10 protein-coding genes are annotated in these 12,493 nt (G+C 42.5%); 7 read left to right on the top strand and 3 right to left on the bottom strand.

Features of this window, described 5'->3' with window-relative positions:
- Positions 1-158: 158 nt before the first annotated feature.
- Both IT233_07495 and IT233_07490 read left to right on the top strand, forming a co-directional pair.
- Entirely contained in the window at positions 159-554 is a 396-nt protein-coding gene (locus tag IT233_07495; GenBank protein ID MCC7302468.1) for a helix-turn-helix transcriptional regulator, read from the top strand.
- Positions 551-1,438, top strand: coding sequence for an ImmA/IrrE family metallo-endopeptidase (locus IT233_07490; protein MCC7302467.1), 888 nt, complete (start codon positions 551-553; stop codon positions 1,436-1,438). The genes IT233_07495 and IT233_07490 overlap by 4 nt, the downstream gene beginning before the upstream one ends.
- An 8-nt stretch (positions 1,439-1,446) precedes the next feature.
- Here the strand turns inward: IT233_07490 and dcd are convergent, their stop codons facing one another.
- The 3 genes from dcd to IT233_07475 form a co-directional block, all read right to left on the bottom strand.
- Positions 1,447-2,058, bottom strand: coding sequence for a dCTP deaminase (gene dcd / locus IT233_07485; GenBank protein MCC7302466.1), 612 nt, complete (start codon positions 2,056-2,058; stop codon positions 1,447-1,449).
- Positions 2,045-3,241 carry a hypothetical protein gene (locus IT233_07480; GenBank protein ID MCC7302465.1) on the bottom strand — a complete coding sequence of 399 codons (1,197 nt, stop codon included), beginning with the start codon at positions 3,239-3,241 and terminating at the stop codon, positions 2,045-2,047. Before IT233_07480 ends, dcd begins: the two co-directional genes overlap by 14 nt.
- Before the next feature lie 469 nt (positions 3,242-3,710).
- Positions 3,711-4,667, bottom strand: coding sequence for a hypothetical protein (locus tag IT233_07475; protein ID MCC7302464.1), 957 nt, complete (start codon positions 4,665-4,667; stop codon positions 3,711-3,713).
- A 31-nt stretch (positions 4,668-4,698) separates the two neighbouring features.
- Here IT233_07475 and IT233_07470 point away from each other — a divergent pair, with 31 nt between their 5' ends.
- The 5 genes from IT233_07470 to IT233_07450 all read left to right on the top strand — a co-directional run bounded on the left by IT233_07470 (position 4,699) and on the right by IT233_07450 (position 12,190).
- Positions 4,699-4,974, top strand: coding sequence for a hypothetical protein (locus IT233_07470; protein ID MCC7302463.1), 276 nt, complete (start codon positions 4,699-4,701; stop codon positions 4,972-4,974).
- A 424-nt stretch (positions 4,975-5,398) separates the two neighbouring features.
- The gene (locus IT233_07465) at positions 5,399-7,213 is read left to right on the top strand and encodes a T9SS type A sorting domain-containing protein (protein ID MCC7302462.1); all 1,815 of its coding nucleotides are present in this window, start codon (positions 5,399-5,401) and stop codon (positions 7,211-7,213) included.
- A gap of 450 nt (positions 7,214-7,663) precedes the next feature.
- The gene (locus tag IT233_07460; protein MCC7302461.1) at positions 7,664-8,743 is read left to right on the top strand and encodes a T9SS type A sorting domain-containing protein; all 1,080 of its coding nucleotides are present in this window, start codon (positions 7,664-7,666) and stop codon (positions 8,741-8,743) included.
- A gap of 474 nt (positions 8,744-9,217) precedes the next feature.
- The gene (locus IT233_07455) at positions 9,218-10,960 is read left to right on the top strand and encodes a T9SS type A sorting domain-containing protein (protein ID MCC7302460.1); all 1,743 of its coding nucleotides are present in this window, start codon (positions 9,218-9,220) and stop codon (positions 10,958-10,960) included.
- A 189-nt stretch (positions 10,961-11,149) separates the two neighbouring features.
- Complete coding sequence (locus IT233_07450; protein ID MCC7302459.1) at positions 11,150-12,190, top strand: T9SS type A sorting domain-containing protein; 1,041 nt, start codon at positions 11,150-11,152, stop codon at positions 12,188-12,190.
- Positions 12,191-12,493 lie beyond the last annotated feature (303 nt).

Here is a 12,493-nt window from a genome sequence, read left to right as displayed (position 1 = left end):
GTAAATACTAATTATTTGCCAAATGTACGAAGCTGTTTTAAATCTACCAAGCATTTTTAAAGAAAAATTAAATCTACTTAGCAATAATTTAGCTAAGCTTGTGGTTTTGAGCAATTTTAGTTACCTTTGTGGCGGAAACCTATTAAAACAACTATAGCATGACAGCAAAAACAAAAAAAACTCTGGGTGAAGAACTCCGAAGTGCGAGGGAAACCAAGGGTTTTACATTAAGGCAGGTGGAAGAAGTTACAGAAATATCCAATGCATACCTAAGCCAACTGGAACATGATAAAATCAAAAAACCTTCAGCCAATGTACTTTATAGACTTGCGAACCTTTATGGAATTAACTTTAGCCACCTATTGACGGATGCTGGAATTATTGATTCTCCCTTGGTAGAAACCGGAACAAAGAACTTTACTGGTAATTCTGCGAAAAATAAGGCCCCTCATTCACTTGGGGGATACGCGCTTTCCTCTGAAAATCTCTCTCCGGAAGAGGAAAAAGCCTTAGTTGAATATTTGAAATTTATCCGTTTTCAAAAGAAGAAATGAAAAAGGCTTCGCGCATGGACATCGAGCTTGTTTCATTCGACATGCTTAAGCAAAGTAAGGCTTTAGGCGTATTCCCTACCCCGGTTGAAAGCATTATTCGTTATTCTCAGCTCTCTGTAGATACCAAAACGGACATAACAAATATTCCTAAGAATTACCTATCGCGTACTTCTGAGGCACTAAAAAGAGCTTTGCGCAAATGGCGCGGGGCCCTGGATAGAAGGGAAAAGGTAGTATATATTGATCCCAACCAGCCGGAACCCCGGAAAAAATTTATTCAGCTCCACGAAGTTGGTCATGAAGCCCTCCCGTGGCAACGCCAAACTTACGAGTATATGGAGGACGATGATAGTACCATCGATCCAGATACTCATGATGAATTTGAAGCTGAGGCGAACTATTTTGCTTCAGCCACATTATTTCAACTGGATAGATTCGAGGAGGAAATGAAAAAACTACCACTCGAAATAAAATCCCCAATGTATCTTTCAAAGTTTTTCGGGTCCTCAACACACGCTGCCATCAGGCGATACGTGGAATACTCCTCTAAGCGCTGCGCCCTGTTAGTTCTAAAAGATCCAGAGCATACCATTTCGGGAAGCTGTGATGTTCGGAATTATTTCCAATCCTCATCCTTTACTCACGAATTTGGTGAAATCACTTGGCAAAAAACGTTGGGTATAGAGTGGACTTTTGTTCAGGATTACTTAAAGAAAAGAAAATTTCACACTGAAGGCCAATTTAGCCTTGTGACTGGGGACGGACTTACCACATTTCAATATCATTATTTTTACAACACCTACAATGCATTTGTGTTAATCATGCCAGTTGGAGAGAAAAACAATTCTCGCACAAAAATTATCTTGAGGGGCGAGGCGCAATAGTAACAGGCCTAAGATGTTTTATGATTGCTTTCTTCCCATAGACGATGTAATATTTTTAAATCACCGTCATCATTTACTGCGGAAATCTGAGGCCGAACCTGACAAATGTACTTCCTGGCCTTACTGAAGTAATTAGATTTTTCGGCCAACCGATAAAAGCGGGCTTGTATTATAGGAGCCCCAACAGTCATATTAACCGGGTTTTTATTAGAATTTGTTAATTCCAGTGACATGCAACCACAATATCCCGGCTGTACAATTGTGGCAACGGTAATTCCGAGACGGACGTATGAACTCCTCATATTCAATACAGCAAAAACATCATTTGGCATTTTGATAAACTCCAAGCTACTTGTCAGCACCGTCTGATTCGGATGTAATAAAAATGTTTCTCCTATGGCCCGCCTGGTCTCTTGAAAAAAACTGCTTATTGGATGACGATCTTTGTTATTTAATGAAGCATCTATGAATGGTTCCCGGCCCTGTATTGAAACGAGGAAATCATACCCGAGTCGAAAGTCAATGGATATTTCGCCTACTTGGCCCGGGTCCAAAAGGGGTTTAATAATAAGCTCTTTTTTTTCTATGAGCTTGTCTATTTCTTTTTTATTTAGAAACATTGGCTTTCGCTTTTTCCCAATTAGTCTTAACCACATAGTTCCCAATAGATTTTTCAATCAAACTATTTACAATGTCATAAACCTTTTCTCTGTCAAGGGTAAATTTCATATTGTTTTTCTGTTCGAACAAATGCCAGTTATTAAGCCATAGGTCCCAGCCGTGTACGAACAGGTAATGTAACTGCCGATCGTTATCAACATCCATAGGAACAAGATTGATAAAGTCATCGGATTTTTTCTCTTCAAATTTTATAGATAGATTCTTCCCTGAAGTTGTTTTATTGACAGCCTCTTTTATTTTATTTAACGTGAAACTGCTTATGTCCCCGGATAAAAATTTCCCCGTGAGTTCGACTCTTTTTTCGGTTGATGGATGTGCATTGCCGTGTTGTGTCGCGTAAGCTTGTGTTAGATATTGTAGATAATGGCTCGAACAATTTTTTATGTATTGGGAAGCAAAAAGATCACAAAAATATTCTGCAATATATACCCATAAAACACCTATTTCTCCCTGACTATAGTAGTACGGCTCCAATGCCTTGTAGTTTTTTAGAAAGGGGAAGTAGTCTGCTAAGTCTTTTTCTTCAGCAGGGGTAATATTCCTGTTTACAAAGAGTCTCTCTAAAATTTCATCGTGAATGGCCCGGGAGATTTGATATTTAGTATCGATAAAATGCCCTAATTCATGGTAAAGAACCACGTTTGCTAAATAATCACGAGAAAGGGTAGCAGGTAAATTTATCTGGATGAGGCGAGAATCGAATTGGACTTTATACTGAAGCTCAATGTACTTGAACAATTGTTCATTCGTGGCAAGGGATTCATCAAAGCTATAATTGTTGATGTCATTGACCAGGGAGGTTACGATAATCAATTTTTCGTTCCCCTGAAGCCAATCCTTTAAGGCAGAATCCAGACATTTTACAATTTCAAACGGGAGCAGATTTAGCGTACTGCTGTCGAGGAATTCAAGGCTCTTGAAGATTAAATTAATAACATCATACCTTTCAGCGATCTGCTTCGGAGTGAATTTTGAAAAATCTTCCTTTTTAAGAAGATAGTAAAGGTCTCCTAACCTGTCGTGATAAAGCTTTTTGTTATTATCAGAGTAATTATTGTATTTTGATTTGTTCCACGCCTTAGTTAGCTGTGCGAAGTGTAATTCTAAAAGACGTGGCGACATTCATCAAATAATACTAAGGGGACGTTGTTTATCAAGCAGGGAAACTACGTGATTATATACTTTAGTTTCAAATGAATTTGTATTAGGAAGACTACCAAAAAAAGTCTTATCACGCTTGCTGAGATAAACAACAATAGAAAAAGTATCCCTATTTATCGTGTAAACATCTTTCTCGCCTTTCGCCAGGGCACGGGTCTCAATAAGTACTTTATTAACCGGCTCCTCGTATTTTTTATCACCCTCTAACAGATGATTTAAAAACAAGATAAAGAGACCGAATTTTTCATTTTCTATACTGTGCGAATGAAACAATGCTTTCTCCTTTTAGTAATGTTAAAGATATTAAGCAACAATGATACCACAAATATATCACATATATACAATTAAAAAAATGAGCCTCTTCCGTGTTACAACCATTCTTTTGTTTATAAACTCCCTCTCAAAATGGGAATTTTACACCCCATTAACGCTAATAATACTCCTTTATGTATCCGTAGGCCTTGTTAAACAAATCCTCGTCCTTGTGGAGCTGATACTTCAAAAGGGTCTTCCGTAGCTGTTTTTTTACCTCACGCTCTCCGGTGACGGAATTTTGCCAGCCATCAAAGCGTACAATTTTCACGATCTCGTCAATATCGCTCACGATCCGTTCAACAATGGCCGGGGTCTTATCGGTTTTCATCTCCAGGAACAGTTCAGTCAATGCGGCTTTAGCCGATTTCTGCTCCTGTTTTGTTTCAGATTGCTTCTCGGCCCGGAGAGTTTCTTTAGCTATTTGGCAAAGTTCCTTGATGAATTCAATTGAATTTATCAATCCTTTTTCTGCTTTGTCCCGAACGGCCTCCAGGCGCTCGCTAAGTTTTTTGAAGATCGGGTGGTTGCCGTGTTTATGCAGACGGCTAATCAGTATTTTTAAAATTCTCTCTGCTTCTTTCGGGTCTTTCTTATTCATCAACCCGTCTATTACCTCTGCGTTCAGGATCACCTCTTCCATTTCCTGATTGATACCCGAAACGTGGATGTGTTCGTGGATCAATTTTGTCGTTTGCGCTCCGAGCGCGTGCCATAAAAGTCGGCCATTGTCATCCGAGGCCGGTTTTACTGAAGTATAAACCTGGGATAACCACTTATAATCCTTTTGGAATTGATTTAAAACGGGGTCCGGGGAGAGGGCTTCCCATAATTTCGATAAGCTATTAAAATCTTTGGCAAAAGCATCGCGCTTTTCATTCGTGCCGATGCAATTTTGGGCGGCCTGTAATCCCTCGAAGCCAACATGATTCCGGTCTATGCCGGGGAAATGAGCCAGGCATTTTTTAATTACCTCCGGTAATTTATCCCGTAACTCCTGGAGGTTGGTTATAACAAGCAAGGAGCAAAACAGCCCGACCGTAATCGTGGTCACTAATGGAACGACAGCCGACATCTACCAAACTGTGGATCGCAACCGAAAAGCTATGCTGTTTACTATGGGAGGTCAGATAAAGCAGGATGGCAAGGTGATCGGCACTTTTAAGGAAAACAGTTCGGCTGGCTCCGGTAAAATGATTTACACCATTTCATATTTTCTGCCTAACGGAACTAAAATAGCTGAGGCTACAAGTGAAGGGATGAATGCGAAGGAATGGAAGGTGGTTACCATGAAGGATAACAAAGCGCATAATGTAACCACCACTTTGGGCAGGGACGATGAAGATATTGCCAAATACCTGATTGACTTGTATTATCTGTAGCTCTCTAGGGCGCGTCAGGGGCCCATTTCGTTTATCAAACCGACGGGTTCGAACCGGTCTTTGAAAATGACCCGATTTCAGCCCATTTTGGGTGAGTCGACGATGGAGCGGGAGCATGGAATTTTTTATACATGTAATTTCCACACTTTAGCCCTGTGTTTATCAGAGCTTTATCAGCTCATGCATGGAATATATGTTCCGCACGTCAACCTCAAGTTCTTTGGAAATCTCTACATTTGGGGGAGCCCGAAGTGGGCTGGAGACTAAAGTTAGTTTCCAGCCCTTTGCTTTTTCCAAGGAATATTCAGGAACCTAAGATAAAAGTTGGCAACTGTGCAGGGGATACCTTGTAGCCTAAACAATGATATTATTGTACCTTTAAATCACCTTGTATAAATACTAAATGATTTCAAAACGCAATTAAATGAAGATAAAACTCTTACCGGGCTTTTTCATTTTGATACTGATCTTTCTCCTCGCCCCAACCCCCTCCATTTCGCAATCCACCACTCCTAAATGGTCAAAACTTTGGAACAGTTCCGGAAGTAATCGCGATCAGGGATATGCCGTAGCCACTGACGCATCCGGAAATGTGTACATTACCGGAATTGCAAATTCCGATCCTTCCACTGCGAACTCATGGATTGAAACCAAGAAATATAATTCCTCGGGGACACTTCAATGGACTACTACTTACGATGGAGGAAGCTGTAGCTGCGCTGCGGGTCGTGAAAATGGGCTTTGCATTGCCGTAGATGGCAGTGGAAACGTTTGGGTTGCGGCCTCGATATATAATACCACAACCTATTATTCCGACCTGGCCTTAATCAAATACAATTCTTCCGGCGTAATACAGAGTAATTATCCGAAGAGGTATCAGGATGCATCAGGAACTGGGGTATGGGTTATGGGGACAAGTCTTGCGGTCTACAATTCCACGAATGTATATATAGCTGGATTGACCTATACCAGTACAAGCGGATACAAATTGATTGTTCTTAAAGATACAATCACTACGAATAATTATACCTGGGGCTGGAATAATACCCCGTATACCTACCAGGGTACCAATTCAACGGGCGGACATTCAGCCTATGATCTAAAGATTAATTCGAATAACACTTCCCTTTACGTCACGGGGCAAGTTTCCAATACCAGTGTAGGAACTGATGTTTTTACAGCTAAACTGAGTCCAAGCCTTGGTACAGCCACTTGGACTGCCACTTGGAATAATTCAACTTACAGTTTGAATGATAGTCCTTTAGCAATGGCGATAGATGGTAGTGGAAATGTGTACGTGGCCGGGTACACCACAACAACCGGACAAGGAACAGACGCCCTGCTTTTAAGTTATAATAGCTCTGGGTCCTTGCGGTCAGGGTACCCTGCGATATACAATTCCAGCAATAATCTTGATGATCAGTGGTCGGATATTGCCCTAGGTCCAGGTGGTGGTGCCGGAGACGGAGCAGCTCTCGTAGGTGGGCGCACAAGAGTGGCTTCCTCTCCGCTGAATGAAAATTATCTTCTTGCCGCGTACCTGGGATCTTCGGGTGCCTTTTTGTCTGGTTGGGGAACTAATCCTGTTACCTATGATGGTACGGCAGGAACACCCGAAGCAGCAGGAACTGATCAGGGTTGGGCAGTTGAGTATGTCTCTTCATCTGATAGGGTTTACATATCAGGCAGAAGCCATGAAACATCAGGAGGTGTAAATATCACAACTATTGGCTATGATGGTTCCGACGGAAGCTTGGTATGGGGTCCTGCTTCCTTTGATTACGGAAGCGATGTTCTTGTAGGAAGAGATGAAGTGGCCTTTAAGTATGAGCTAAATGCAAAATACAATGCGGTGTATTGCGTTGACGAGATTTTTATTGCCGGTCAAAGCTATGTGGCAAACCAGGAATTGGATTACGTAACCATTAAATATAGTTGCGGAGTTTGTGTCCCATGTTTGGGTCCCGGCGGTAGGTTTGGTAATATGGATCAGGATGTTGGGCTCCGCCCAAATCCGATTTATGACGTAGCGATATTACGGCTTAGCTCAGAAATTGAGATTTCTGGAGCTTGCTTGTATATTTATGATCTTGCAGGTAATTTGGTCAGAATCCAAAACGACATCAACACGAATGCCATTAGTATAGAAAAAGGTCAGTTAGTGTCCGGTTTGTACTTTTACCGCCTTGTTGGCAAGGATCAGGTTTTTATCAGCGGAAAATTTGTGATCGCTCATTAACAGGATCATTGGGAGAAGGCCATGAAAAAGGTTTTCAGCGCTTGGCTTTATATACTTGTGATAAATTGCGGGGTGTTATCAACATGTTTTTCGCAGCAAACATGGAAACCCGTTTACGACACCACTTACGGTTGGAATACCTTCATCGATAATGGGGCTGTAAGAACTTTACGAACTAATAGTTTCTACAATCGCCTTTTTATCGGAGGCGAGTTTGATTCGTTACGGCGTGTTCCTTTCAACGATTGGTTAAACCTAGGCTCCTGGTCTCCTTCATGGACAACCCCACACCTTGTTTCTAATGGTACATCTCTGAGTCCTGCATTTTTGGATTGCGAGCCTTATTACGGACAACCATTTCAGCAAAACCCTTCTGTGTGGACTATTCCGGAACCGGTTAATGATAGTGCTTCCTTTCTTTGGGAAGCCTGTGCAGGCAGATTTACTGGAATGAACTGTACTCTATTTCCCGCCGAATATGGCGCGCAGAATATTGGATTCTGGAGAGGTGATCCTGACAACTCAACCTACGCCAATAATCAATCATTTTCTGGAATGGATACGGTATTTTCAATGGAATTGATTCTCGATAAGGTCAATTTAACCTGTAATCCCGACATGCGGATGTATGTTGCAGCGAGGTGCGTGTTTTGTGATGGTACCGTTAACACAGATAGCACGCGATATATTGCCTATTATGATCGTTGCCCCTTTGGATATAATTTTATGCAGGGAGGGACTAATGGACCAGTTTATGCGATTGAGGTGCTTGACACTTTAAATGTTTATGCTGGCGGAAGATTTGATTCTGCAGGAGTGATTGGAGCAAGTAATGTTGCAAAATGGAACGGACTAACCTGGGATTCCCTGGGATTGGGAGTGAATGGCACCGTAAAGGTTGTTTTATGGGACAACAACAAGCTATATGTAGGAGGAGCTTTCACCTCTGCAGGTGGCAATTCGGCCAGCAATATAGCCGTCTGGGACGGAGTTCAATGGTCAACCCTTGGAAACGGCATAAATGGTCCGGTGTATTCATTAACTATACAAAATGGCAGTTTATATGCCGGAGGCGCATTTTCAGCAGCAGGAAGTGTTTCTGCAAATAACATAGCGAAGTGGGATGGCTCTCAATGGTCAGACGTAAGCGGAGGCAGGAATGACGAAGTATACGCCCTGGCTGTTTATAATAATGAACTTTACGCAGGAGGTAATTTCACAGGGGGCAGTACTGACACGGCCAGGTATTTAGCCCGATTCGGACCACTTCCTAATGGGATGAACGAGTTCCTGGCAGGAAAACCAAAGTCAACCATTTTCCCCAATCCTTCAACGGGAGCATTTTCTATTGAAGCTGATGAGAAAATTAGAACGATCAGTGTCCATACTCTGCAAGGGGAAATGATTCTCCAAAAAGACGTTTCCCAAAGGAGAACCGAAATTGATATTTCAAATCAGCCCGAAGGACTTTATTTAATTCAGGTAATTACAAAAGATTGGGTTGAAGTCCACAAGATTATCCTCCATTAAATTCGCCATTCTTGCATGGTTCTAACCGATTTAGCAAAACTTCCACATTTCAGCCCAATTCGGGTGAATTTACCCTTCCGAGAATCACCGGGAAACAACGCTGCTGAAACGCTGGCTTTTTATGGCGGTGTTTATCAAAGCTTTATCAGCTCACTCAGGGAATAGATTTTCCGTACATCCTCCTCAAGCTCCTTGGAAATGTCTACATTTGGGGGAGCCCAAGTGGGCTGGAAACTAAATGAAGTTTCCAGCCCTTCGTTTTTTAGTGATTGATTCACGAGCACAAATGCAATAACACCATTTGTTCCTCATACAGGGACGCGGGGGATTGACAAGACAAAATTGGAAAGGTGCGAGAAAATCATATATTTGTTTGGCAGATACAGAAATGCTTATTTGAGAACCGAAGATTATCTCATTTTAAGTCCCAATGAACTTCTTTAATTATTAAGCTTTTATATAACCAACGTAGCCATGGAAAACAAAATCAAGATTTTGATCTTCGCAGGCATTGCTGTGTTCGCGGTAATAAATAATGCAGATGCCCAGTCATTGTTATGGGCTAACCATTACAATACTGGAAACAGCGATAATGAAAGCGGAGGAGATGTTCATTATGGAGGGGATGCCAGAATTTACGTTTCTGGTGTCAAAAACTTGAACTCGAATACGGATGCAATTCTTGTTTCTTATACAACAAGCGGCACCCAAAACTGGGTGGCAGGTTATAATGGAAATGGAGGAGGCGCAGATATACCGTATTCCGTGCGGACTTATGGGTCAGGCAGTACTATTGCAATTTATACTGCTGGAAAAACATATTATAATGGCACAAATGGAACGGATGCTTTGCTTCTGAAGTACAACCTGTCGGGAACTTTGCAATGGGCGAAAAACTGGAACAACACCGGTTCTTCCACTGACATAGCCTATCATATGGATATTGATGGGTCAGGAAATATATATACTTGCGGAACTACCGGCACTAATCAAGATGATGTTATCTTGCTGAAGTATAATTCTTCTGGTACAATTCAATGGAGCTTGGTGTGGAATAGTACTTACGGAGCAGACAGACCGCATTTTGTAAAAGTTAATTCAGGCGGAACCTATGTTTATGTGGCCGGAACTACCAATTCTACCAGTAATGGCCGGGATGTATTTCTTATGAAAGTTAACGCATCTACGGGCCAAATTGTTTCCGGGTGGCCGAAAATCTGGAATGGCGCAGGCAATAGTCACGATGAAGGAGCCTGGCTGGATCTTGACGCTAGTGAAAACATTTATATCGCGGGCTCTACTACGAATTCCGGCGGAGACCTGGATGCCCTTGTGCTGAAATACAACTCTTCGGGAACGTTGCAGTGCAGTTATACCTATGCAGGTTCGGCGGGAATGAACGATGCATTTGTCTCGTTGGACGCTGTTGAAGTCGGCGCCGGATTTGAATTATATGCAACAGGGTACACAAATATAATTGTCCCTAACACTTGTGACCTGAACTGGTTGACGGTGAAACTGAATTCAAGCTGCGCCAATGCCTGGACGGCCACTTATGTCGGTCCCGGAGGCATTTGTCCTAATCCACCAGATGCTGCTTTTATGGTTAAAGCCAGTCCGACAACGGGGAAGCCATTCGTATCAGGATTGTCGGGAGAAACAACAGCCAACGGAGGCGTAAACTATACAACGATCCAATATAACATTAGCACGGGCGTCCAGGATTGGTTTGCCACTTATAATCGTGTTTCTGGCCAGAGTTATGCTGATAATCCTGCAGGCAAATACCCCCGGGAAGTTGTTTATAATGGCTGTTACGCCAAGGATGAGGTGTATATTACCGGTACTTCATTCGAGAGCGGTGGGGTGTATAACGATGCGACCACAATCAAGTATGGCTACACTGGCCCCTGTACTGAAGGTCCGGAGGGGGACGGGGGAAGAGTTATGAACGCGGTGACCCCAACCGTAACGGTCCTTTATCCTAACCCATTTTCACGTTCAGCTGTTTTTCGTTTCGGTGATGGAGGAACCATTTACAGCAATGCTTCTTTCATCACGTATGATATGATGGGGCGGGAGGTCGGACGCATGGAAAATATTAATGCCGGGGAATTTGAAATTGAAAGGGGCGATCTGAAAGCGGGAATTTATTTTTATAAATACGTTTACGATGAAATCGTAATTGCTGACGGCAAATTTGTAGTTTCCGAATAAGTAGCAAAGTTCTGGGATATGAAGTCCGCGGCTTTTTGGCTTATTGTCAGCCTCCAAATTTCAGTGTGTTTTGCACAAGGCGTATGGACCCAAAAGGCAGACTTTGCGGGTTCGGCAAGAATGTATTCGGTCGGATTTTCTGTTGGGAATTTCGGATATATTGGAACCGGACAAAGCGGTGCTGGTTGTATGAGTGATTTTTGGGAGTATGATCCTTCAGTAAACATATGGTCGCCAAAAGCATCATTAATTAGTCCTGGAAGATATGAGGCGGTAGGTTTTTCCATCGGCAACAAAGGATATATTGGTCTTGGATATAATTGTACGGTTAGAATCAAAGACTTTTGGGAGTACGACCCTGGAACAGACACCTGGACCCAGAAGGCTGATTTTGATGGAGGGCCAAGAGCCATAGCATTCGCCTTTTCTGTAGGAAGTAAAGGATATGTCGGGGCAGGATATGGGGATTCTTGTACAAACGGAAAGTGCGCGGATTTTTGGGAATATGATTCGGCTAGTAATTTATGGACACAGAAGGCCGGTTTTAATGGCTTACCAAGATATTGGGCTTTTGGTTTTAGTGTTGGAAGCAAAGGATATGTTACAACCGGGATGGATACCGTTAATCCTAACCCTCCATATAAGAAAGACCTCTGGGAGTACGACACGACTACAGATGTGTGGGTGCAAAAAGCAGATTTTCCGGGCATGAAAAGATTCGGAGCATCAGGGTTTTCACTTGGAACAAATGCATATGTTGGCCTTGGGCTTGATAGCATTGGTATTGGATATTCCGGTGACTTTTACCGATGGAGTCAAATCAGTAATACATGGACGCCAATAGCCAATTTTGCCGGCACATCGCGATTTCAAACAGTTGGATTTTCAATCAATGGCAAAGGCTATATTGGTACAGGTTACGATGGCGCTCCTAGTCTTACAAGTACTTTCTGGGAATATACCCCGTCTTCCATAGGAATAAATGAACCCTCCCTTCCAATGGTTACGCTTTTTCCCAACCCTGCGGATGATTTGTTAATGGTTAATTCCTCTGTTGTGAGTATTCGGACCGTTGAAATTTATAACATATCGGGCGCGAAAGTGCATTCTATCAATATCTCCAACCAACCGACGACTATTGATATTTCCTTCCTTCAAGGCGGGGTCTATTTTGTAGAAACCATTGGCAGTGATAATAAGACCTCGGTAGCGAAACTGGTGAAGCGATAGATCACCTGAGCCGTTTATTTATATTTGGTTCGACTCATCAATTCAGAATAGCTTGATTTCAGCCCATTTCGGGTAAGTTTATCCTTACATGAATGACCGGGAAACAGCACTCCTGAAACTCCGGCCTTTTATTACGGTGTCTACCAAAGCATTATAAGCTCGCTTAGGGTGTAGATTGGAAATTCCGCTTAAACTGACCCCCTGATTCCGGGGCAAACTGACCCCTCTAATCCGGAGCAAATTGACCCCCTGATTCCGGGGCAAACTGACCCCTGCATTTTTTCAAGTTGATCATGGCTGTTT

This window comes from Bacteroidia bacterium, from assembly GCA_020852255.1.
Lineage (GTDB): Bacteria > Bacteroidota > Bacteroidia > JADZBD01 > JADZBD01 > JADZBD01.
Note: the sequence above shows the minus strand (reverse complement) of the source record. Positions and strands in the feature narration are given on the sequence as shown.

Coding starts and splice junctions, on each gene's coding strand:
- IT233_07495 (MCC7302468.1), top strand. CDS start 159: ATGACAGCAAAAACAAAAAAAACTCTGGGTGAAGAACTCCGAAGTGCG.
- IT233_07490 (MCC7302467.1), top strand. CDS start 551: ATGAAAAAGGCTTCGCGCATGGACATCGAGCTTGTTTCATTCGACATG.
- dcd (MCC7302466.1), bottom strand. CDS start 2,058: ATGTTTCTAAATAAAAAAGAAATAGACAAGCTCATAGAAAAAAAAGAG.
- IT233_07480 (MCC7302465.1), bottom strand. CDS start 3,241: ATGTCGCCACGTCTTTTAGAATTACACTTCGCACAGCTAACTAAGGCG.
- IT233_07475 (MCC7302464.1), bottom strand. CDS start 4,667: ATGTCGGCTGTCGTTCCATTAGTGACCACGATTACGGTCGGGCTGTTT.
- IT233_07470 (MCC7302463.1), top strand. CDS start 4,699: ATGCTGTTTACTATGGGAGGTCAGATAAAGCAGGATGGCAAGGTGATC.
- IT233_07465 (MCC7302462.1), top strand. CDS start 5,399: ATGAAGATAAAACTCTTACCGGGCTTTTTCATTTTGATACTGATCTTT.
- IT233_07460 (MCC7302461.1), top strand. CDS start 7,664: ATGAACTGTACTCTATTTCCCGCCGAATATGGCGCGCAGAATATTGGA.
- IT233_07455 (MCC7302460.1), top strand. CDS start 9,218: ATGGAAAACAAAATCAAGATTTTGATCTTCGCAGGCATTGCTGTGTTC.
- IT233_07450 (MCC7302459.1), top strand. CDS start 11,150: ATGAGTGATTTTTGGGAGTATGATCCTTCAGTAAACATATGGTCGCCA.